The organism is Streptomyces sp. NPDC047917 (assembly GCF_043204345.1).
GTDB lineage: Bacteria > Actinomycetota > Actinomycetes > Streptomycetales > Streptomycetaceae > Streptomyces > Streptomyces sanglieri.
On the sequence record NZ_JBIDCA010000002.1, the window covers coordinates 100,624 to 122,424 of the forward strand.

The following is a 21,801-nucleotide window of genomic DNA, read 5'->3' on the forward strand; positions in this document are numbered from 1 at the left end:
CCCCCGGTCAGAGCCTCAGACCGGGGGCCGGGCCCCGCCCCCGGTCAGAGCCTCAGACCGCCCTCCAGGGTGTCCAGGGCCCGGCCGGTCATCGCGACGAGGTCGCCCTCCTGGCCCTGCTCGCCCCAGTACAGCGTCACCTCGCGCAGCGTGCCCAGCACCGCCGCGACGAACACCCGGACCGCCAGATCGCCGGTCTCGCGGCCGGTACGGTCGGCGATCGCCTCGGCCAGCGCCCCGGCCGTGCCCGGCATGGTCCGCGTCATCCGGGCCCGGACGGCCGGCACCTCCACCATCAGCCTGGTCCGCTGCCGCAGCTCCTGCTCCCCGGTCGCCAGGAACTCCGCGAGCACCTCGGCCAGGACCTGCCGGAGCGACTCCAGCGGCGGTTCCCCGGCGGGGCGACCGCGCAGGGCGGCCGCCAGCACCCGGTCGTACTCGTCGGTGAGGACGATGTCCTCCTTGGCCGGGAAGTACCGGAAGACGGTGCTGGGCGACACCTCGGCCGCCGCCGCGATCTGCTCCACCGTCGTCGCCCCGTACCCCTGTTCGGCGATCAGCCGGTACGCGGCCTGCCGGATCGCGGTCCGGGTCCGGAGCTTCTTCCGCTCGCGGAGCCCCGGCTGCGGCTGCGGCCCCGGAGCGGAAACGGAAGGGGTACGGGAGGTGACGGCCATGACCGCCATTGTCCGGCATCGGCGGGGCTCCGGCACCGGCCGGGGCGGTGCTCAGTGGTGGTTGTAGGCCACCAGGGAGATGCCGACGTAGTGCACCACGAAGGCCGCCAGGGTCAGTGAGTGGAACACCTCGTGGAAGCCGAACCAGCGCGGTGAGGGGTTGGGCCGCTTGATGCCGTAGATGACGCCGCCGGCGCTGTAGAGCAGCCCGCCGACGACGACCAGTACCAGCACGGCGATCCCGCCGGTGCGCATGAAGTCCGGCAGGAAGAAGACCGCGGCCCAGCCCATCGCCAGGTAGCAGGGTGTGTAGAGCCAGCGCGGGGCGCCGACCCAGAACACCCGGAAGGCGATCCCCGCCGTGGCGGCCGCCCAGACCGCCCACAGCAGCGGTGTCCCGGTGGACTCGGGGAGCAGCAGCAGGGTCAGCGGGGTGTAGGTGCCCGCGATGATCAGGAAGATGTTGGCGTGGTCGAGCCGGCGGAGCACCGCCTCGCCGCGCGGACCCCAGGTGCCCCGGTGGTAGAGCGCGCTCACACCGAACAGCAGGCACGCGGTCAGGGTGTAGATGCCGCAGGCGATCCGGCCGACGGAGCTGTCGGTGAACGCGATCAGCACCACCCCCGCGACGATCACGGCGGGAAACATCCCGGCATGCAGCCAGCCGCGCATGCGCGGCTTCGGCGGGACGGGATCGGACTCGGCTGGTTCCAGCCCGGCGGACCCGGGCGCGGTGGCGGCAGCAGTCATTCCCGCATCGTACCTACGCGACCGTAGGTACGGCCTCCCCCCGTGGTCGTTACCGATACGAGTGGCAATGCTCACGTGTGCGCCCCCCTGGACATATGGGCGAAACGGTCGGATGATCAAATGAGTGCGGTCGGCACCGGATGAGCGCCAACGGGATTCGAAGGGGTAGAAGCATCCGGGTCGCAGCCCCCACGGGGCAACTACCAGACAGATACCCTCAACAAGGAGCGATCGTGGCGCGCGACATCGCGGCTCCCTTCACCGTCCCCACTGATCACCAGGAGCTCGTCTCCTGGGTGAACGAGATCGCAGCGACAACCGAGCCGGACCGGGTGGTCTGGTGCGACGGCTCCGAGGCCGAGTACGAGCGCCTGTGCGGGGAGCTCGTGGCCAAGGGCACGTTCACCAAGCTCGACGAGACCAAGCGCCCGAACTCGTACTACGCCGCGTCCGACCCGAGCGATGTCGCCCGTGTCGAGGACCGTACGTTCATCTGCTCCGAGAAGGAGGAGGACGCCGGCCCGACGAACCACTGGAAGGCCCCCGCCGAGATGCGGGAGATCTTCACCGGTGAGAACGGTGTCTTCCGCGGCTCGATGCGCGGCCGCACCATGTACGTCGTCCCGTTCTGCATGGGCCCCGTCGGCTCCCCGCTCTCCGCGATCGGCGTCGAGATCACCGACTCCGCCTACGTCGCCGTCTCGATGCGCACCATGACCCGCATGGGACAGGCCGTCCTGGACGAGCTGGGCACCGACGGCTTCTTCGTCAAGGCCGTCCACACGCTGGGCGCACCCCTGGCGGAGGGCCAGGAGGACGTTCCGTGGCCGTGCAACACCACCAAGTACATCTCGCACTTCCCCGAGGACCGCGAGATCTGGTCCTACGGCTCCGGCTACGGCGGCAACGCCCTGCTCGGCAAGAAGTGCTACGCGCTGCGCATCGCCTCCGTCATGGCGCGTGACGAGGGCTGGCTCGCCGAGCACATGCTGATCCTCAAGCTCACCCCGCCGCAGGGCGAGTCCGAGACCCCCAAGTACATCGCGGCCGCGTTCCCGTCGGCCTGCGGCAAGACCAATCTCGCCATGCTGGAGCCGACGATCCCCGGCTGGACCGTGGAGACCATCGGCGACGACATCGCCTGGATGCGCTTCGGCGAGGACGGCCAGCTGTACGCGATCAACCCGGAGGCGGGCTTCTTCGGCGTCGCGCCCGGCACCGGCGAGCACACCAACGCCAACGCGATGAAGACCATGTGGGGCAACTCCGTCTTCACCAACGTCGCGCTCACCGACGACGGCGACGTGTGGTGGGAGGGCATGACGGAGACCGCTCCGGCCCACCTCACCGACTGGAAGGGCAACGACTGGACGCCGGCGTCCGACACCCCGGCCGCCCACCCCAACGCCCGCTTCACCGTCCCGGCCGGACAGTGCCCGATCATCGCCCCCGAGTGGGAGGACCCGAAGGGCGTGCCGATCTCGGCGATCCTCTTCGGCGGCCGCCGCGCCTCGGCCGTCCCGCTGGTCACCGAGTCCTTCACCTGGCAGCACGGTGTCTTCCTCGGGGCCAACGTGGCCTCCGAGAAGACCGCCGCCGCCGAGGGCAAGGTCGGCGAGCTGCGCCGCGACCCGTTCGCCATGCTGCCGTTCTGCGGCTACAACATGGGCGACTACATGAACCACTGGGTCAAGGTCGGCAGCGACGCCGCGCGGGCAGGGAACCAGGCCAAGCTGCCGAAGATCTACTACGTGAACTGGTTCCGCAAGAACGACGCGGGCAAGTTCGTGTGGCCCGGCTTCGGTGAGAACAGCCGCGTCCTGAAGTGGATCGTCGAGCGCCTCGAAGGCAGGGCCGAGGGCGTCGAGACCCCGATCGGCATCCTGCCGGCCAAGGGCTCCCTCGACACCGACGGCCTGGACCTCTCCGAGTCCGACCTGGACTTCCTGCTCGACGTCGACAAGGAGATCTGGCGCGAGGAGGCGGCGCTGGTCCCCGACCACCTCAACACCTTCGGCGACCACACGCCGAAGGAGCTGTGGGACGAGTACAACGCGCTGGTCCGGCGCCTGGGCTGACGCCCCGGGCGCACCCCCGCGGGTGCGCCCCGCACACCCCCGCGGCCGGGCCCCGGACATCCGCCCTGACCTGTGGGGTCGACAGCCCGCCGCGGTACGGCCCCCGGAATCCCCTCACGATTCCGGGGGCCGCCCCCTTTCCCGCCCTTTCGCCGGGCACTACCCGTTCCGCCCCCGGTCCTCCAGATAGCGGGTGTGGGTCTGCTGCCGGCGGGCCTCCGCCTCCCGCAGCGCCGTCGCCAGCTCCTCGACCTCCCGGTGCAGCAGCGTCAGCTGCCGTTCCAGATGGCGCTCGGGCGGCTCCGTGCCCGGCACCATCCGGGTCCACGGGCGGATCCGTACGTAGGCGTCGACCGACTCCAGGACGTCCTGGCGCACGGCACGCGCCAGGACGTGCACGCCCTCCGGATCGGCGGCCAGCGCCTCGGCCACCGGCCCGGGGGCGAGCAGCCCGTCGAGCAGAGCGGTCAGTTCGGTGAGCCGGCCGGACGCGGCGGGCGGCAGCTCCACCTCGTCCAGATACCCGCACAGGGCCGCGTAGTCGGTCCGCACCGCGTCCAGCCGGGTCGACGGATCGGGGAAGACCGGGACCGCGGGCCGCTCGGGCGGCGCGATCAGCGCCCCCGCGCCGTACAGCCCGAGGACCACCACCGGCCAGTACGCCCCGGCGAGGCCGGTGAAGGTGAGGGCGAGGCCGGCGATCCCGCAGGCGCTCCCGGTGAGGTTCTTCCGCGACTCCAGGTACGCCAGCACCCGGTTGGGCCCGCCCCCCGGCCCGCCCGGCGGGTTACTGGTATCCACGGATCTCCTCGAAGGCACCGTCCAGCGAGCCGGGCCCCTGGTCCTTTGTCGCGTCGAAGAGCCGGCCGCCGGTCAGCGCGGCGATCCGGTCCAGCTCGCCCCGGTCCGCGTCGCCGAAGACGATCGGGAAGACCGGGGTGACCCGGCGCGCGGCCGGCAGCGCGCGGTAGTAGGAGCTGAAGCCGGCGGCCGTGTCGCCGGTGGTGTTCTCGCCGTCCGTCATCAGCACGATCGAGGTGAACGCGGACTCGGTGCCGGCGCCGATCCGCTCGTAGGCCGACTTCAGGCTCGAATAGACCGCAGTCTCGCCACCGGCCGTCAGCGCCGCCGTGTCCGCCTTGATCGCCGACAGGCCCCGCTGCGGATCGGCCGGGTCGACGGTGTGCGTGCGGACCTGCTTCACCGACGAGCCGAACGGCAGCAGCGTGACCTCCTCCCGTTCCCGGAAGTCCCCGGTCAGCCCGGTCAGCGCCGCCTTCAGCGCCGCCAGCCGGTCGCCCGCCATCGAGCCGGAGGTGTCCAGCACGTACACGGTGCGCGAGGGCCGCCGGAGCTTGTTCTCGTAGCTGTGCAGCAGCCCGTCGGCCACCGACCGGGAGCCGGGGAACGGCAGTTCGCGGCGCGCGTCGGCGGCGAGCGGTGCCGCGGGCCGCACCGAGGGAACGACCGGGCGGCGGAAGGTGTCCCGGGTCAGCTTCCGCTGCGCGTCCGGGGTCCGCAGGTACGCCGTCAGCGCGCGGACCGAGTCCTTCGCCCCGGGAGCGGCGGTGGTCAGCGCGCTGAGCGGGTAGTCGGCCGTCACCACCCCGTCGCGGGGGCGGATCACGGTCAGCCCGGTGTGGCTGTCGCGGTTCAGCGAGAGCAGCACCGACTCGTAGTTGATCAGCGCGTCGACATTGCCGCGCCGGGCGTACGCGGTGGCCAGCCAGCCCGAGGAGCCGGAGGTCAGCCGCTGCCCCGCGAAGAACTCCTTCAGCTTCCCGCTCGCGCCCCGGACGTCCGCGTCGGTCAGCGCGGACTGTGCGCCCGAGAGGCCGGAGGCGACCGAGACCAGCGCGGAGAAACCGGAGTTGGAACGGGCCGGATCGCTCATCCCGTACGTCAGCCGGCCCTCGGCGACCGCCCGGTGCACCTGCGACCAGGTCACGTCCGAGGGCTTCCAGCCCAGCCGCCGCACGGTCGCCGGACGGACCCCGAGGGCGACCGGTGAAACCATCAGCGGGGTCTCCGACGTGATGCGCCGTGCCGCGTCCGGGCGCAGCCGCAGATAGTCGTCGGACGACAGCCAGACCGCGTCGTACGCCCCGTCCGCCTTCCCGGAGCCGAGCAGCTCGACGGCGTCCAGCGTGCCGGTCCAGGTGGGCCGCACGGTGACCCCGGTGGCCTTCCGGGCCTCTTCCAACAGAGGCTTCATGTCGGAGAGTTCACTGGAGGCGAGGATCCGCAGCGTGCCGGCCCGGGGCCTGCCGTCGTCCCTTCCGGCCCCGCCGGACACACCGCCCGGCGCCCCGTCGTCCGAGCCGGAGCAGGCGGCGAGCGGGGCGAGCACGGCGACGGCCAGCAGTGTGACCAGCGAGCGGGCGACCCGGCGCCGGAGCCGTCTCAGCCGCTTCCGGGGGCGGTACGTCATCCGAGACCACCGCCCTCCAGCGCCCCCGCCGACCGGCTGCGCTCCAAGTGGGCACCGGCCTGCTGGAGTTCGGAGGTCAGCGACTCCACGGTCGCCGCCATCGACTCGGTGGCCCGCGCCTTGTACGTGTCGATGGCGTCGAGCGTCCGGTAGATCTGCTGGAACGCGGTGCGCAGCGTCTCCGCGCTCACCGCCGGATCGGCCGCGATGCGCTGGATCTCGCCGCTCTGTCCGGCGAGCATCTCCGCGTTGCCGCGGATCAGGTCCTCGGTCGTGGAGCGCAGCACCTGCACCTGCTCGGTCACCCTGCGCTGGTTCTCCAGCGCCGAGGCGAGCATCACGGCGATCCGCAGCGCGGAGACGGTGGTGGTCGCGGCCCGGTCGACGCCCCTGATCAGCTCGTCGTTGTTGCGCCGCACGACGTCCATCGCGAGGTAGCCCTGGGCGCAGACCGCGAGCTGGGTCAGCAGGTCCTGGTGCTTCTGCCGTACGGGGAAGAGCACATCGGCCCGCAGCGCGTCCGCCTGCGCCGGGTCGGTGGCCTCGGCGATGCGCTGCTCGACGGCGCCGTCCAGCGCCTCGGTGAGCACCACGTACTCCTGGAGCTTGCCCATGGTCTCCCAGAGCCGGGTGCGCTCGGTGTGCAGGGCGGCGTTGTCGCGGCGCAGTTCGTCCTGCCCGCCGCGCAGCGAGCCCACGATCCGGTTCAAAGTGGCCTGTGAGGAGGCGTACTTGGCGACGTGGTCGCGGATCCTGTTGCCGCCCGGCAGCCTGGACAGCAGCCGGCGGGCACCTCGGCCCGGTGTGTCGCGCGGGTCGAGGTCCTCGACGGTGCGGCGCAGCTCGACCAGGGACGAGCCGACCTTGGACTGCGCGTCCACGCCCCCGGAGCCGGCCAGCGAGCGGACGGTGCGGTCCAGCATCCGGTTGGACTGCTGGGCGGCGCTGCGGATGTCGCCCTGCCCGAGCGCGGCGATCTCCCCGATCCGGGTGGTGAATTCGGGGGACCGGGCGTCGAGCCCGGAGAGGGCGCCGATGTACTCGGTGGCGCGGCGCGTCATCTCCGTGCGCACCGATTCGTCGACCGGCACGAGGCCGGCCGCCTGCTCGGTCCGGACCGGGGCGACCGGTTCCGGCGGGGTGAGGACCAGCGGCGGGGCGGAGTCGCCCGGCGGGGTGAGACTGAGCGACTGCGGCTCTTCGGTCATGGCTGAGGTCTCCAGGAAGGCGGGTGCGGTCAGCCGCGGGTCCGCCGGGCCATCGTGCGCAGCACCTCGGCGGTGGGCACGGGCGCCTGGCGGACCCCGGTCAGCTTCTGGTCGATGTAGTCGGTGTGGTCCGCGGTGGCGGCGGTGAACTCGGCCGCGGCGCCCTGGGGCCGGAAGCCGTGCCGTACGGCGAGTTCGCGCAGCCGCGGGTCGGTGGAGAGCAGCTCACCCAGCCGCCGGCCGGTCCCGGTCAGGGGTACGAGGGTGTGGTCGCTGGAGACGGTGGTGTCGGGGTAGAGGAGGACCAGGTCACCGGCGTCCTGCCGCTGTGTCAGCAGCGAGGCGACCTGCGACTCGTACACCAGGACCAGCGGATTGCCGACCCCGCTGATGAAGTCCCGGAACGGGGCGTCGCTGCTGGTCTGCTGCGCCCCCTGCACCTGGATCAGCTTCTTCAGCAGCGGTGCGGTGCGGTCGACGGCGGCTTCGTCCGCGGCGACCCGGCCGCCGTCGGCGACGTACGAGGCGGCGGCGAGGTAGAGGGCACCGGAGTTGGACGAGACGGGGTCGGTGCTGGTGATGAACACCGTCCCGGTCAGCTCGGCGTGCTGTCCCGCCCCCTTGAGCTGCTGCCAGGTCCGGTCCGACCGGGCGGCCCGGAGGTAGGGCCCCATCAGCAGCCTGCCGCTGGACTTCCCGCTCAGTGCGGCGAGCCCGTTGTCCGCCAGGACCCGGGCGGCGGCGCGGTGCGCGACGACGACCAGCGGCGAGTAGAAGGGCCTGAGCGGCCCGCCCTTGACGGCGGACCGGCGCTGCAGCTCGTCGGCCGGGGCCTTGGAGCCGGGAAAGGCGAAGTCGTAGCCCTTGAGGGGGAGTCGGTCCATGGCCCAGGACCCGGACGTCTCCGCCTTGACGGTGAGCCCCTTGGCGGCGAGGGCCTTCACCACGTCGGGGTCGGCGAAGAACTCCGCCTTCTCCGAACCGATCACTCCGCGCACGGTCTTCGTTGCCGTGCTCTTGTCCTTGCCTTCGCGGCCTGCTGCGACGGCCACTGCCACTCCGCCGATCAGCAGCACCGCCAGGACGATTCCCACGATGCGTCTCACACACGCAGCCTGCTCGCGGAAACCCACATTCCAGGCGGAGTTGGGTGGACGAGAGGTTAAGCGATGATCCCAGTACGCAACGGCGACGGAACGGACCCGGGTGCAACTGCCCGCCGGGCGGGGGCGCGTGGCGCCCGGCCCACGCGCCTCGACGGCACGTGGACCGGGGCCGTCAGCGGGCGCCGACCAGCCGGGGCGAGGTGGCGGCGGCGGGTACGGCGGCGAGCGCCGCGGTGTGGGCGTCCATGCGCTCGGCCGCGAGGATCGCGACGGCCGTGTCGGCGCGGGACGCGGCCACCACCAGAGCCCGGCCCGCGAGGGCGTGGGCGCGGCGGTGCAGTGCGGACGCGGGTGCGTCGGTCCGGCCGGCGTGCCGGGCGGGCGGCGCGCCGCGCAGCCTGGCGACCTGTTCGGCGATGCGGTCGCCCGCCTCGCCGATGCCCAGCTCGTCGGTGACCGCGAGGAGCGCGGCCAGGTGCCCGGCGAGCTGGATGTCCAGCTCTTCCTCGCGGGAGCGGTGCGGGAAGTCGTCGGCGTGGTCGGCCGGTGTGTGGACCGATTTGGTGCGGATCGGTTCGTACATGGATGGCCTCCTGGTGTTGCAGTGGGACCATCCTACCTTGGATTCAGTCTAAAGTTGTTTGCTATCGATTCTGGTGTCCGCGGAATCCCCGGCGACAGGCCGCCGGCCGGCCGCTACGGCTGGCCGTAGCCGTCCAGGAAGTGCGCGATCCGGCCCACCGCGTCCGTCAGGTCCTCGGTCGACGGCAGCGTCACCACCCGGAAGTGATCGGGCTCCGGCCAGTTGAACCCGGTACCGTGCACGACCATGATCTTCTCGGCCCGCAACAGGTCGAGCACCATCTGCCGGTCGTCCTTGATCTTGTAGACCTTGGGGTCCAGGCGCGGGAAGAGGTACAGCGCCCCCTTCGGCTTCACGCAGGTCACGCCGGGGATCTGCGTCAGCAGGTCGTACGCGGTGTCCCGCTGCTCCAGGATCCGCCCGCCCGGCAGCACCAGGTCGTCGATCGACTGCCGTCCGCCGAGCGCGGTGGCCACGGCGTGCTGCGAGGGCATGTTGGCGCAGAGCCGCATGTTGGCGAGGATCGTCAGCCCTTCGATATACGAGGAGGCGTGCGCCTTCGGACCGCAGACCGCCAGCCAGCCCGACCGGTAGCCGGCCACCCGGTAGTTCTTGGAGAGCCCGTTGAAGGTGAGCACCATCAGATCGGGCGCGATCGTCGCGGTCGGCGTGTGGGTCGCCCCGTCGTACAGGATCCGGTCGTAGATCTCGTCGGAGCAGACGACCAGGTTGTGGCGCCGGGCGATCTCCGTCAGCCCGCGCAGCATCTCGTCGTCATACACCGCGCCCGTCGGATTGTTCGGGTTGATGATCACGAGGGCCTTGGTGCGGTCGGTGATCCTCCGCTCGATGTCGGCGAGGTCCGGCATCCAGTCGGACTGCTCGTCGCACCGGTAGTGCACGGCCGTGCCGCCGGCCAGCGACACCGAGGCGGTCCACAGCGGATAGTCCGGAGCCGGTACGAGGACCTCGTCCCCGTCGTCGAGCAGCGCCTGCATCGACATCTGGATCAGCTCGGAGACGCCGTTGCCCAGGTAGATGTCCTCGACGTCGAGGTCGATCCCCTTGGTCTGGTAGTGCTGCATCACCGCCCGCCGCGCGGACAGCAGTCCCTTCGCGTCGCCGTAGCCGTGCGCTCCGGAGAGGTTGCGCAGTATGTCCTCAAGGATCTCGGGCGGGCACTCGAACCCGAACGCGGCAGGATTGCCGGTGTTCAGCTTGAGGATGCGGTGACCGGCCGCTTCCAGCCGCATCGCCTCCTCCAGAACGGGGCCCCGGATTTCGTAACAGACATTGGCGAGCTTCGTGGACTGGATGACCTGCATGTCAGGGAGCTTACGACCGCGTTGCCCGTGTTGCCCGGGCTTTCCCTCCCGGTTGCCCCACCCGGGTATTCCCGCCGCATCGGCCCGTCTTCCATAGCCATGCGCCCACAGTCCGCGACCGTGGGAACGCCGGGCGGGGACGGGGGCGGGGCTTCGAATGCGGTGGAATCCGGGCGTGACGGACGCGGACGGGTGAGATGCGCCACGAGCGTCCCCCGCAGTGCCCGCAGTGCCCGCAGTGCCCGCAGTGCCCGCAGTGCCCGCAGCGCCCGCAGTGCCCCCGGCCCCCTCCACTCCCGCTCACCCTCTACTCCGGCAGCCGGGTGCCCGGGGGAAGACGGACGCCGAAGTCGGCCGCCAGTACGCGCAGCACCTCGTCACCGTTCGCGAGTTCGCGTTCCTCGCGGGCGCCGTCCGGCCCGGTCACGGTGAGGGTGCGGCCGGTCAGTGAGAGATGGGTGTCCGGGGTCGTGCGCTGGGCGTACACCCGGCGCGAGAACGGGGAGCGCGGGTTGGTCGCGATGTGCCAGTTGATCACCTCGTAGTCCGGTGCCTCGAAGGGTTCCAGCGTGAACGCGTACTGGGACTCCCACGCCCCGTCGGCGGTGTGCGCCTGGAGCTCCCACTGTGCGAGCGGCCCGTCGTGCGGGGTGTTCACCAGCCGGTGGTGTCGCGGGGCGTCGTGCAGCTCGGCGCCGGCGACCAGCGGGATCGGCTCCAGCAGCGCGCCGGCGGAGCCGAAGCCGACATCCGCCAGGTACGGCGTGGCCTCGCCCGGCACCCCGGCCAGCATCAGCATGTGCGTGCGTGGCCGGATGTCCCCGGGCCCGGCCCCCACCACGACCCGGGCGCAGAGCAGGGTGATCCGGAAGCCGAGCGCGGTCAGCGCGGCGGCGAGCAGCGTGTTGTGCTCGTAGCAGTACCCGCCGCGCCCACCGCGTACGAGCTTCGCCTCCAGGTCCGGGATCGCCAGCGAGGGCGCGTGGCCCAGCACCGGCTCCAGGTTCTCGAAGGGGATGCCCAGCGCGTGGGCCCGGTGCACGGAGCGCAGTACGCCGGCGGTCGGCCGGCGCTCCCCGGTCCAGCCGATGCGGGCGAGGTAGGCGTCCAGGTCGGGCAGGCGGTCGCGGTCGGAAGTCATGCCCCCGACGGTACGCAGTGGGGCCGGCCGCCTCCGGCCCGGGACGGAGAATGCCTGGTCCCGGGGGTCCCGGTCGCCTCCCCCTACCTCAGATGCGGCTCAAATCGGGTGTGAAGGGGGCCCTCCCGGGTGACCATGAGGACATGATCGGAAACAGGAAGCAGGATCTGGCCGTGGTCGTGGTGCGCGACGCGGACGCCATCGGTGCGGCGCTCCGGCAGGCGTTGGAGACCGCGGGCGCGGAGGAACGCCCCGGCCTGGAGCGGGCCCTGGCCGTGGTCGCCGATGCGGCCGGCGCACCGGACGCGGAGCTGCGGGGCCGCTGGGCGGGGAGCCGGATCAGGGCGGGCGGCCACCAGGGCCCGCTCGACGCGGTCGCGGCGGTCAAGGCGCTCCGCGAGGCCGAGCCGGGCCTGAGCCTGCGCCAGGCGGCCCAGCTGTCGAGGGAGGCGGCGGCGGTGGAGGCCGCGACGGAGGCGGCGTAGCCGTACGGTTCAGCGGGCGAGCAGGTCGACCACGCCCGTCGTGCCCTCGTGACCGTGGCCCTGGGCCAGACGGCGCTCCATCAGGGACAGGTACGGAGTCAGCAACTCGGTGCTGACGCCCTGCTCCTCGGCGGTGCGCAGCAGCGTCGGGCTGCCCGCGACCTGCATGGCGAGGTTGGACACCACCCCCCGCGTGTAGTCGCCGTCGGCCAGCTGGGAGGCCATCAGGTGCACCGAGGGCACCATGGCGACCAGCCAGTCGGCGAGCAGCCGGGCGAACGCCGTCGGCTCGATGTCCTCCTTGCGGACCAGGGCGAACGCGTGCGCGACCCCGCCGAACATCCCGTTCATGGCGCTCAGCAGCGCCACGTCGTGCAGCGCGGCGGAGCCGGCGTCCGTACCGGTGTAGGAGGTCCCGGTGGGCACGGCCAGCGTGTCGCGGTGGGCGTCGAAGAGGGCCCGCGAGCCGCTGTAGAAGATGTAGCCGCCGGAGGCGGGGACGCCGATCATCGGCGGCACCGCCATGATCCCGCCGTCCACGAAACGGGCCCCCCGCCCGTGCGCCCACGCGGCGCGGGAGCGGGCCAGGGCCGGGGTGGAGGTGGTGAGGTTGACCAGGTCCTTGCCGGTCAGGTCGACACCGTCCAGGGTCTCGTCGACCGAGGCGTCGTCGAGCAGGCAGAGGACGACGAGGCCGCTCGCCGCCACCGCCTCCGCGACGCTTCCGGCGACGCGCGCCCCGAGGGCGGCGAGCGGCTCGGCCCGGTGGGGGCTGCGGTTCCAGACGGTGAGCGGGTGCCCGGCGTCGAGCCAGGTGCGGGCGAGCGCGGTGCCCATGGCGCCCAGGCCGAGGAGGGTGAGCGGAGTCTTCTCAAGTGCGGCGGCATTCATGGTGATTAGGCTGGCCGGGGAGCCGGGAGTGATCAAGTACGCACTTCGGTGTGGGTGGTTACCGCCGGGTGAGTGACCAGGTGGGAGGGGTGGAGTGTGGGTGCGGTTCGGAGGCCGGGGTCGTACGTCTGCGGGATCGACGCGGCGATGGATGTCATCGGCGGCAAGTGGAAGGTGCTGATCCTCTGGGCGCTCAACGAGCGGACGTGCCGGTTCGGTGAGCTGCGCAGGATGGTGCCCGGGATCACCGAGAAGGTGCTCGCGTCCCATCTGCGGGAGCTGGAGGAGGACGGCATCGTGCACCGCGAGGCGCACGAGGAGGTGCCGCCGCGCGTCGAGTACTCGCTGACCCCGCTGGGTGCCGGGCTCAACGATGCGCTGCGGCCGCTCGGAGCCTGGGGCAGGGAGCACATCCTCACGGACGCCGGGCGGCCGTCGTCCTGACGGACCGTCGGTCCGGCGGAGCATCAGCCTGACGGGGCGCCGGCCCGTGTGCCGCTTGCCGGAGTACGTTTTCCCGCGGCCGGTGCGCGGGACGGGGCGGAGCCCCGGATCCCGGTGGAGCCGGTCACCGTTCGAGAGCAGTGGCTTGAAACCGCCCCTTGTGGGAGCCCCTTCAGTGCGCCAACATGCGCATGTCAAATCCGAAGGCAACTTCGGTGGGCGGGAGCCATCGGGCCCCTGCCCAGGTCACTTGAGGGGACCCCCACATGAAGAAGCCTCTCGTCGGTGCGCTGTTCGCTGTTCTGCTCCTCGGGGCAGGCGTCGCGCCCGCAACCGCAGCAACCGGCCACGAAGCGGCGTCGCCCGCCGCGGTCAAGGAGAAGGCCCGGCCCAAGGCGGTCAACTTCGCCGGAACCGTGGCGCTCAGCAACTGTTCCGGCTCCGTCGTCCGCACTCCGGACTCCCAGCCCGACGACCCCGCGCTGGTGCTCTCCAACGGGCACTGCATGGAGTCGGGATTCCCGGGCCCCGGCGAGGTCGTCCTCGACCAGCCGTCCACCCGCAGCTTCACCCTGCTGAACGCCTCGGGCAGCGGCGTCGGAACCCTCCGGGCGAGCAAGATCGCGTACGGGACGATGACCGACACCGACATATCGGTGTACGAACTCACCAGCACCTACGCCCAGATCGAGAGCACCTACGGCATCAAGGCGCTGGAGCTCAACACCGCGCACCCCGTCCAGGGCACCGCGATCACCGTCGTGTCCGGCTACTGGAAGCGCACCTACTCCTGCAACGTCGACGGCTTCGTCTACCGCCTCAAGGAAGGCGAGTGGACCTGGAAGGACTCGGTCCGCTACACCTCCGCCTGCCAGACCATCGGCGGTACGTCCGGCTCCCCGGTGATCGACAACGCGACCGGCAAGGTCGTCGCCGTCAACAACACCGGTAACGAGGACGGCCAGGAGTGCACGGACAACAATCCGTGCGAGGTCGACGAGAACGGCGATGTGACGGTGCGCGAGGGCATCAACTACGCCCAGGAGACGTACGGCATCGTGCCGTGCATCGGCACCGGCAACAAGTTCGACCTCGACCGTGCGGGGTGTGACCTGCCCAAGCCGTGATCGTGACCCGGTGAGTCAGGTCGCCGCCGCGCTGCCCGCCACCGGGTGCCGCGGCGGCGATCGGCGTGTCCACGGCCCGCGGTTCACGGCTTCGCCGTGCGCCGGACCGCCGCCTCGATCCCGTCGAGCAGTACCCCGAGCCCGGCGGTGAACGTCTCCCTCGCCTCCCGCTCCAGGTAGGGCACCGCCTCGCCGTCCGGCGCCGGGGCCGGTGGCTGCGGCGCGGAGCCGGTCTCCATCGCGACCAGGTTCGGATAGCGCTCCGCGAAGTCGGGCGCCACCTCGCCCAGCAGCGCCGAGCGGGCGAACCACCACTCCTCGTCCGACTCGCCCGTCACCGCCGCTGCCTGCCGTGCCTCCGCGACCGTCCCGGCGCAGCCGCGCACGAAGTGGGAGAGCGTGCCGACCAGCCTCCGCAGCAGGTGTGCTTCGAGTCCGGTGGCGTTCAGCAGGCGCACCAGGGTGTCCAGCCCCGCGTACTCGTGCGGGCCGAGCACCGGGCGGGCCTGGGAGACCTGGAGCACCCAGGGATGGCGGAGGTGGAATTCGAGTCCGTCCCGCGCCCAGTCGGTCAGGCCCGCACGCCAGCCGCCGGTGGCGTCGTACCCGGTGGGCAGCTCGGCGTGGACCGCGTCGTACATCAGGTCCAGCAGCTCGCCCTTGCTGGGCACGTAGGTGTAGAGCGCCATCGCCGTGCGGCCGAGCCGCTCGCCCACCGCGCGCATCGAGAGCGCGGCCATGCCCTCCTCGTCCGCGACGGAGATCGCGGCGGTCACGATCGCGTCGACGCTCAGCCCCGGCCTGGGGCCGGGACCGGGGCGCCGGTCCTGCTGCTCCGGCCGGTCGGCGCGCCAGAGCAGGGCCATCGAACGGCGGGCGTCGCCCTGTCCGGCAAAGACCACCACTTGCGACTCCTTACGTCATAAAGTAACTTCGCCGAGCAATTCCTTACGACGTAAAGTATCAGCCGGGAAAGCCGGAGAACCGGAGAAGGTGGGAGTCGCGATGGGGCAGGCGTTGACCGTGTCGTACGTACGGGTCGTCGGCGTGGAGCGGATCACTCCGCGCACGGCACGCGTCACCTTTGCCGGGGACGCGCTGGCGGAGCTCATGGAGGACCGGCCCGACCAGCAGATGAAGCTCTGCTTCCCGAGGGCCGGGCAGGGCGTGCCCCGGCTGCCCGAGCCGGAGGCCGACGACACGTACGGCATGCGGTGGTACGAGGCGTACCTCGCGATCCCCGAGCCCGAGCGGCCACTGCTGCGGAGCTTCACGGTCCGCGGGTACGACCGCCGACCGGACGTGATGGCGGTCGACTTCGTGCTCCACGGCGACGACGGGCCCGCCGCCCGCTGGGGGCGGGACGCGCGCCCCGGCGATGTGCTCGGCATGGTCGGACCGTCGTCGCTGTACGCCCGGCCGCTGCCCGCCGCCGACTGGCTGCTGCTGGCCGGCGACGAGACGGCGCTGCCCGCGATCGGGACCCTGCTGGAGTCGCTGCCGGCCGGCGCGCGGGCGCTCGTCTGGGCCGAGGTCGCCGACGCGGCGGAGGAGCGCCCGCTGGACTCGGACGCCGATGTGACCGTCCACTGGGTGCACCGGGAGCGCGGCGGATCGCTGCCGGACGCGGTACGGGCGGCCCGGCTGCCCGCCGGTTCCGGGGCGGCGTGGCTGGCCGGTGAGGCGGCGGCGGTACGGGCCCTGCGCCGCCACCTGGTCGAGGAGCGCGGGCTGGCCAGGAAGGCCGTGGAGTTCAGCGGCTACTGGCGGCGCAGCCTCACCCAGGACGACGCCCCGACCGAGGAGGACCTGGCCTGGGCGAAGGAGCAGGCGGGGGAGGGGCAGGAACCCTCATAGACCGCCCCGGGCGCTCCCCGTTCCCCGGACGGACCGGCCCGCCAGTACCTGGGTGCGGTGCCCGTCCTCGATGACGAACCGGCCGTCGATCAGTACGTGCGGGATGCCGACCGGCAGTGTGCGCGGCTCCTCGAACGTCGAGCCCGCCGCCACCGTCTCCGGGTCGAAGAGGACCAGATCGGCGCGGTAGCCCTCGCGGACGTGTCCCCGGTCGGTCAGACGCAGCCGGTGCGCGGGGCGCGAGGTGAGGTGGGCGACGCACTCCTCCAGCGACAGGGTGCCCAACTCCCTTGCGTACCGCCCGAGATACTGCGGGAACGTGCCGTAGGCGCGCGGGTGCGGCTTGTCGCCCTGGAGGATGCCGTCGCTGCCCGCGGTGTGCACCCGGTGGCGCATGATCTGCCGCACGTTCTCCTCGTGGCCCACGTGCTGGAGGATCGTCGTGCCGAGCCGGTCCTCGACGAGCAGCCTGCGCGCGGTCGTCCAGGGCGTCTCGCCGCGCAGCCGGGCGGAGTCGGCCACCGTACGCCCGACATGGCCGGCGAGGGCGGGGGTGCCGACCCCCGAGATCTCGATGGTGTCCCACTCGATCGGCACGCCGTGGCAGCCGTCCGAGCCCACCACCTCCATGTGGTGCCGGATCCGTTCCGCCGTGGTGTCGTCGGCGAGGCGGGTGAGCACCGACCCGGGCCCGCCCTCGCTCGCCCAGCTCGGCAGCATCGCGACGAGGGTCGTGCAGCCGGGCGTGTACGGGTAGGTGTCGAGGGAGATGTCGGCGCCCGCGTCGAGGGCGTGGTCGAGCAGGGCGAGCAGCTCGGGGGCCCTGCCCTCGTTCACACCGAAGTTCATGGTGGCGTGGGCGAGATGGAGGGCGCAGCCCGCGTTCCTGGTGAGCTGCACCATCTCCTCGTACGCGCCGAGCGCGCCCGCCCCGTAGGAGCGGTGGTGCGGGCAGTAGTAGCCGTCGTACCCGGCCACCACCCGGCACAGTTCGGTGAGTTCGGCGTCGTCGGCGTACATGCCGGGCGTGTACGTGAGCCCGGACGACATGCCGACCGCGCCCTCCGCCATGCCCTGGGCGACGAGCTCCTTCATCCGGTCCAGCTCGGCCCCGGTGGCCGGGCGGTCCTCCCAGCCCACCGCGTACATCCGGACCGTGCCCTGCGGGATCAGATAGGCGGCGTTGACGGCGATGCCCCGGCCGCCGAAGTTGCGGTCCAGCCGGTCCAGGTACCCGCCGACTGTGCGCCAGTCGAAGTCGATGTCGTCGCCGTTTCCGTTCCAGCCGGTGATGGAACGGCGGACCTCGGCGAGCGTCCGGTCGTCGACCGGGGCGTACGACAGGCCGTCCTGGCCGAGGACTTCGAGCGTGACGCCCTGCGCGGCCTTGGCGCTGTGGTCGGGGTCGCGGAGCAGCGCGAGATCGCTGTGCGCGTGCATGTCGATGAAGCCGGGGGAGAGGACGAGCCCGTCGGCGTCGAGCGTGCGGCGGGCGGAGGGGCGCGGACCGGGGGCGCCTTCGGGGTGGATCTCGGCGATCCGGCCGTCGGCGACGGCCACATCGGCACGGCGGCGGGGGGTGCCGGTGCCGTCGACGACATGGGCGTTACGGATGACCAGGTCCATGGGGGCTCCAGTTCAGGCCCCTCGGTGAGCAAGGAGCATCTCAAGCCTCTCGGTGAGCGAGAGGCTCCTCAAGCCCCTCCGGCGATTGAGGAGCGGGGGTCCGGGGGCGGAGCCCCCGGTTACGGGAAGGGGCGGGCCGGGGGAGCAGCCCCGCAGGGCAGCTCCCCCCACCCGCAGCCGGCCGACCGCAAGCACCGGCAGCGACCAGCAGGGACCGGCAGAAAACAACAGGGACCGGCAGGGCCGGCAGGGATCAGAAGAACGTACGGATGTAGTCCGTGACCGTCCCGTCCGCCGCGACCAGCGGAATCAGCTGCCACTTGTCGAAGCTGGTGCACGGGTGCGACAGACCCATCCCCACCCAGTCACCCACCTCCAGCTCCGCACCCGGCTCGGTACGCACCCACGCGTGCTGGTCGGAGAGCCCGGTCACCGAGACACCCGTCGCGGGCCGCACCGTGCCGTCCCGGCCGGACCGCACGACCTGCGCCTCGGGCAGGTCGAGGTCGTACGCCGCGTCCCGCTTGCCCGCGTTGAGGAACGCCTGCTCGTCCGTCGGGCGCGACACGACCTGCGCCCACAGCCGGAAGGCGGGCTGCAGCTCCCCCTCCTCCGGCACCCGGTTGAACGGGGTCAGATGGCGGTAGTGGCCGTCGTCGTGCGAGACATAGGCGCCCGAGCGCAGCAGCTTCAGCACCGGCGCGGAGAGCTCCGGGATCCGCGCGAACACCTCCGCCACCGCGTCGAACCACGCACTGCCGCCCGCGCTGATCACGATCTGCTCGCCGGCCGCGAAGCGCCCCGCCCGGTCGAGGTCGGCGGCCAGCGCGACGAGCCGGTCCAGCCAGGCCCGTACCCGCTCGGCGGACGCCTCCGGCACCTCGCCCTCGTAACCGGCCACGCCCACCAGCCGCAGCGTCCCCGTGGCCGCCACCGCGTCGGCCACCGCCACGCAGTCGGCCTCGGTGCGGGCGCCGGTGCGCGCGCCCTCGCCCGCGCCCAGCTCCACCACCACGTCCACGGGACGGGAGGCGCCCGCCGCGCGCAGCGCCTCGTCCATCAGCTCCACGCCACGCACCGAGTCGACGTAACAGACGAAGCGGAACTCCGGGTCGGAGTCCAGCTCGGCGGCGAGCCAGCGCAGGGCCGGGGCGTCGACGAGTTCGTTGGCGAGGAAGATCCGCCGGATCCCGTACGCCCGGTAGACCCGCGCCTGGTGCGGCACGGCCGCGGTGATGCCCCAGGCGCCGTACTCCAGCTGGCGGGCGAAGAGCTGCGGGGACATGGAGGTCTTGCCGTGCGGGGCGAAGGCGAGCCCGTGGCGCTCCGCGTACGTCTCCAGGAGGGCGAGGTTGTGCTCGACCGACTCCGCGGACAGGGCGAGCACCGGGGTGGTGAAGCCGCCCGTGAAGAGATTGCGGCGCTCGGCGGCGAGGGCGCCGACGGTCAGGCCCTCCGCGTCGGGCGGGAGTGCCTTGAAGCGGTGGTCGACCAGCTCGTCGGCGAGTGCGGACACAGGACGGTCGGCGGCCAAGGGGGCCTCCTCGATCGAAGTCGTCGTTGCATCATATGCAACACCCATTGCGTATATCGCTTAACGCTGTCTAACATCCGAGCCGACGCCGGGTCAATGGCGTGCACCCCCCGCCGCGCCCCGAAGCGCACCACCGAACCCGCGAGGAGCCCCGAGTGTCCGGAACCCCGGCCAGGACCGCCGACGCCGCCACGGCCGCCGAAGTCGTGTGCCTCGGCGAGTCCATGGTGACGTTCCTGCCGTCGCAGCCCGGACGCCTCGCCGACGTGCCCTCCTTCGGCCGCGGCATCGGCGGCGCCGAGTCCAACGTCGCCTGCGCGCTGGCCGCCGCCGGCCACCGGGCGGCCTGGGTCAGCCGGGTCGGCGCGGACGGCTTCGGCGACCACCTCGTCGAGGCGATCGCCGGCTACGGGGTCGACACCTGCGGCGTGCGGCGCGATCCGTCCCGGCCCACCGGCATCTACTTCCGCACCGCGACCGACCGGGCCACCGATGTGCACGAGGTCGCCTACTACCGGGCCGGTTCCGCCGCGTCCGCGATGTCCCCGGACAACATCCCGTACGCGACGCTCCCCGCGACCCGCGTCCTGCACCTGTCCGGCATCACCGCGGCGCTCTCCGCCGACTGCCTGGCCCTGCTCCACGACCTGACCGCGCCCCGCCCCGGCCGCCCGCTGATCTCCTTCGACGTCAACCACCGGCCGGGCCTGTGGCGCGACGCCGACGCGTCCCCCGGGGTGCTCCTCGACCTGGCCCGCCGCAGCGACCTGGTCTTCGTCGGCGAGGACGAGGCGGAGGAGGCCTGGGGGACGACCGGCGCCGCGGCGATCCGCGCCGCGCTGCCGGAGCCGGCCACCCTGGTCGTGAAGCGGGGCGCGGACGGCGCGACGGTCTTCTCGGGCACCCGTGACGTCCCGGGGTCCGACGATGTCCCGGGCACCTGCGACACCCCGGATGCCGACGACGTCACCACCACCGTCCCCGCCCTCCGGGTGGACGTCGTCGCCCCCGTCGGCGCGGGCGACGCCTTCGCGGCCGGGTTCCTCTCCGCCACCCTGCGCGGCCTCCCCGTACGCGACCGCGTCCGGCACGGCCACCTCATGGCCGCCGCCGTCCTCACCGTCCCCGGCGACCTCACCGCCCCGCCGGCCCGCGCGCACGCCGACTCCCTTGCCGCACTGGACGACGAGGCCTGGGGGAGACTTCGTCTCGGCCCCGGCTGGACGGGGGACGACCAGGAGGTACGTACGACATGAGTCAGACCGTCGACCGGGCACTGAGCATCCTGCCGCTGCTCGCCCAGGGGCCCGCAGACCTCGGCCAGGTCGCCGAGCGGCTCGGCGTCCACAAGTCCACGGCGCTGCGCCTGCTCCGTACGCTCCACGAGCACGGGCTCGTCTACCGCCAGCAGGACCAGCGCTACCGCCTCGGCGCCCGGCTCTTCGCCCTCGCACAGGAGGCCGTGGAGAACCTCGACGTACGGGAGATCGCCCACCCCCACCTCGTCGAACTCAACGAGAGCTGCGGACACACCGTGCATCTCGCGGTGTACGAGGAGCAGGAGGTCCTCTACATCGACAAGGTCGAGAGCCGCTACCCGGTCAGGATGTACTCGCGGATCGGCAAGCCCGTCGCGATCACCGTCGCCGCCGTCGCGAAGCTGCTCCTCGCCGACCTCTCCGAGCCCGAGCGGCGCGCCATCGCCGAGAAGCTCGACTACCCCATGTACACGTCCCGTTCGACCCCGAACGCCGGTGCCTTCCTCAAGGAGCTCACCGTCGTCCGCGAACAGGGCTGGGCCACCGACCTCGGTGGCCACGAGGAGTCCATCAACTGCGTCGGCGCCCCCATCCGGGGGGCGGACGGGCGGGTCGTCGCCGCGATGTCGGTCTCCGCACCCAATGTCGTCGTCACGGCCGAGGAACTCCTCACCCTGCTCCCGCTGGTGCGCCGCACCGCCGACTCCATCAGCCGGGAGTACTCCGGCACCACCCGACCCAAGAAAGCCTGAAAGCCATGACCGAGAAGATCGCCCTCACCCCGAGCACCCACACCACGCCCCCCGCGAAGTTCTCGCACGGCGTGAAGAAGGGGAACATCCTCCAGGTCGCCGGCCAGGTCGGCTTCCTGCCCGCCGCGGAGGGCCAGGCCCCGACCCCCGCCGGCCCGACCCTGCGCGAGCAGACCCTCCAGACCTTCGCCAACGTCAAGGCGATCCTGGAGGAGGGCGGCGCGAGCTGGGACGACGTGATGATGATGCGCGTCTACCTCACGGACGTGGACCACTTCGCCGAGATGAACGAGATCTACAACTCCTACTTCGGCGAGCAGGACCTCAAGGCCGCCCCCGCCGCCCGCACGACGGTCTACGTCGGCCTCCCCAAGGGCCTGCTCATCGAGATCGACGCGCTCGCGGTCCTCGGCTGAACCAGCTGATCCACTTGCCGCACCCGCACCGCCGCACGACCGCGCACGGCACGGCGCCCCACCCCATGGGGGCGCCGTGCCGCGCTCCCCCACACCCGAAAACCCTTCTCC

Annotated in this window: 21 protein-coding genes; 8 read left to right on the forward strand and 13 right to left on the reverse strand. The window is 72.2% G+C overall.

Translation table 11 applies throughout. From position 1 onward, the window contains the following. Nucleotides 1-44 precede the first annotated feature (44 nt). Nucleotides 45-677, reverse strand: coding sequence for a TetR/AcrR family transcriptional regulator (locus ACGF8B_RS04140; protein WP_392734624.1), 633 nt, complete (start codon nt 675-677; stop codon nt 45-47). 51 nt (nt 678-728) lie between these two features. Next, the gene (locus ACGF8B_RS04145; RefSeq protein WP_392734626.1) at nt 729-1,427 is read right to left on the reverse strand and encodes a hemolysin III family protein; all 699 of its coding nucleotides are present in this window, start codon (nt 1,425-1,427) and stop codon (nt 729-731) included. 233 nt (nt 1,428-1,660) lie between these two features. Here ACGF8B_RS04145 and ACGF8B_RS04150 point away from each other — a divergent pair, with 233 nt between their 5' ends. Continuing rightward, nucleotides 1,661-3,505 (forward strand): phosphoenolpyruvate carboxykinase (GTP), encoded by a 1,845-nt coding sequence (locus ACGF8B_RS04150; RefSeq protein ID WP_392734628.1) that lies wholly within the window; start codon nt 1,661-1,663, stop codon nt 3,503-3,505. A gap of 159 nt (nt 3,506-3,664) precedes the next feature. On the opposite strand, the gene ACGF8B_RS04155 is transcribed toward ACGF8B_RS04150, so the two are convergent. From ACGF8B_RS04155 to ACGF8B_RS04185, 7 genes are all read right to left on the reverse strand, one after another. Next, a complete protein-coding gene (locus ACGF8B_RS04155) occupies nt 3,665-4,306 on the reverse strand; it encodes a hypothetical protein (RefSeq protein ID WP_392734630.1) in 642 nt (213 codons plus the stop codon). After that, nucleotides 4,293-5,936, reverse strand: coding sequence for a substrate-binding domain-containing protein (locus ACGF8B_RS04160; RefSeq protein WP_392734632.1), 1,644 nt, complete (start codon nt 5,934-5,936; stop codon nt 4,293-4,295). The genes ACGF8B_RS04155 and ACGF8B_RS04160 overlap by 14 nt, the downstream gene beginning before the upstream one ends. Continuing rightward, nucleotides 5,933-7,144, reverse strand: coding sequence for a toxic anion resistance protein (locus tag ACGF8B_RS04165; RefSeq protein WP_392734634.1), 1,212 nt, complete (start codon nt 7,142-7,144; stop codon nt 5,933-5,935). Before ACGF8B_RS04165 ends, ACGF8B_RS04160 begins: the two co-directional genes overlap by 4 nt. A gap of 29 nt (nt 7,145-7,173) precedes the next feature. Beyond that, nucleotides 7,174-8,277, reverse strand: a complete 1,104-nt coding sequence (locus ACGF8B_RS04170) for a hypothetical protein (RefSeq protein WP_392734635.1) — start codon at nt 8,275-8,277, stop codon at nt 7,174-7,176. Nucleotides 8,278-8,422: 145 nt separating this feature from the next. Beyond that, nucleotides 8,423-8,833 carry a hypothetical protein gene (locus tag ACGF8B_RS04175; protein WP_392734637.1) on the reverse strand — a complete coding sequence of 137 codons (411 nt, stop codon included), beginning with the start codon at nt 8,831-8,833 and terminating at the stop codon, nt 8,423-8,425. A 113-nt stretch (nt 8,834-8,946) separates the two neighbouring features. Continuing rightward, nucleotides 8,947-10,158 (reverse strand): pyridoxal phosphate-dependent aminotransferase, encoded by a 1,212-nt coding sequence (locus tag ACGF8B_RS04180; protein ID WP_392734639.1) that lies wholly within the window; start codon nt 10,156-10,158, stop codon nt 8,947-8,949. A 307-nt stretch (nt 10,159-10,465) separates the two neighbouring features. Beyond that, on the reverse strand, nt 10,466-11,299 hold the full coding sequence (locus tag ACGF8B_RS04185) for an arylamine N-acetyltransferase (RefSeq protein WP_392734641.1): 834 nt from the start codon (nt 11,297-11,299) through the stop codon (nt 10,466-10,468). A gap of 143 nt (nt 11,300-11,442) precedes the next feature. On the opposite strand from ACGF8B_RS04185, the gene ACGF8B_RS04190 reads away from it, so the two are divergent. Beyond that, nucleotides 11,443-11,784 (forward strand): hypothetical protein, encoded by a 342-nt coding sequence (locus ACGF8B_RS04190; protein WP_392734643.1) that lies wholly within the window; start codon nt 11,443-11,445, stop codon nt 11,782-11,784. Between the two features lie 9 nt (nt 11,785-11,793). On the opposite strand, the gene ACGF8B_RS04195 is transcribed toward ACGF8B_RS04190, so the two are convergent. Beyond that, nucleotides 11,794-12,675, reverse strand: a complete 882-nt coding sequence (locus tag ACGF8B_RS04195) for an NAD(P)-dependent oxidoreductase (RefSeq protein ID WP_392734645.1) — start codon at nt 12,673-12,675, stop codon at nt 11,794-11,796. 96 nt (nt 12,676-12,771) lie between these two features. On the opposite strand from ACGF8B_RS04195, the gene ACGF8B_RS04200 reads away from it, so the two are divergent. Both ACGF8B_RS04200 and ACGF8B_RS04205 read left to right on the forward strand, forming a co-directional pair. Then, a complete protein-coding gene (locus ACGF8B_RS04200) occupies nt 12,772-13,119 on the forward strand; it encodes a winged helix-turn-helix transcriptional regulator (RefSeq protein WP_392734648.1) in 348 nt (115 codons plus the stop codon). Between the two features lie 266 nt (nt 13,120-13,385). Next, the gene (locus ACGF8B_RS04205; RefSeq protein ID WP_392734650.1) at nt 13,386-14,246 is read left to right on the forward strand and encodes a serine protease; all 861 of its coding nucleotides are present in this window, start codon (nt 13,386-13,388) and stop codon (nt 14,244-14,246) included. 83 nt (nt 14,247-14,329) lie between these two features. On the opposite strand, the gene ACGF8B_RS04210 is transcribed toward ACGF8B_RS04205, so the two are convergent. After that, nucleotides 14,330-15,151 carry a TetR/AcrR family transcriptional regulator gene (locus ACGF8B_RS04210; protein WP_392734652.1) on the reverse strand — a complete coding sequence of 274 codons (822 nt, stop codon included), beginning with the start codon at nt 15,149-15,151 and terminating at the stop codon, nt 14,330-14,332. A 100-nt stretch (nt 15,152-15,251) separates the two neighbouring features. On the opposite strand from ACGF8B_RS04210, the gene ACGF8B_RS04215 reads away from it, so the two are divergent. Further along, the gene (locus ACGF8B_RS04215; RefSeq protein ID WP_392734653.1) at nt 15,252-16,103 is read left to right on the forward strand and encodes a siderophore-interacting protein; all 852 of its coding nucleotides are present in this window, start codon (nt 15,252-15,254) and stop codon (nt 16,101-16,103) included. On the opposite strand, the gene ACGF8B_RS04220 is transcribed toward ACGF8B_RS04215, so the two are convergent. Continuing rightward, complete coding sequence (locus tag ACGF8B_RS04220) at nt 16,098-17,729, reverse strand: amidohydrolase family protein (protein ID WP_392734655.1); 1,632 nt, start codon at nt 17,727-17,729, stop codon at nt 16,098-16,100. The genes ACGF8B_RS04215 and ACGF8B_RS04220 overlap by 6 nt on opposite strands. Before the next feature lie 253 nt (nt 17,730-17,982). After that, complete coding sequence (locus ACGF8B_RS04225; protein ID WP_392734657.1) at nt 17,983-19,263, reverse strand: alanine racemase; 1,281 nt, start codon at nt 19,261-19,263, stop codon at nt 17,983-17,985. 155 nt (nt 19,264-19,418) lie between these two features. Here ACGF8B_RS04225 and ACGF8B_RS04230 point away from each other — a divergent pair, with 155 nt between their 5' ends. The 3 genes from ACGF8B_RS04230 to ACGF8B_RS04240 are packed head-to-tail and all read left to right on the forward strand — an operon-like array spanning nt 19,419 to nt 21,690. Further along, nucleotides 19,419-20,519 (forward strand): sugar kinase, encoded by a 1,101-nt coding sequence (locus tag ACGF8B_RS04230; protein WP_392734659.1) that lies wholly within the window; start codon nt 19,419-19,421, stop codon nt 20,517-20,519. Further along, the gene (locus ACGF8B_RS04235; protein WP_392734661.1) at nt 20,516-21,274 is read left to right on the forward strand and encodes an IclR family transcriptional regulator; all 759 of its coding nucleotides are present in this window, start codon (nt 20,516-20,518) and stop codon (nt 21,272-21,274) included. Before ACGF8B_RS04230 ends, ACGF8B_RS04235 begins: the two co-directional genes overlap by 4 nt. A gap of 5 nt (nt 21,275-21,279) precedes the next feature. Continuing rightward, a complete protein-coding gene (locus ACGF8B_RS04240; protein WP_392734662.1) occupies nt 21,280-21,690 on the forward strand; it encodes a RidA family protein in 411 nt (136 codons plus the stop codon). Nucleotides 21,691-21,801 lie beyond the last annotated feature (111 nt).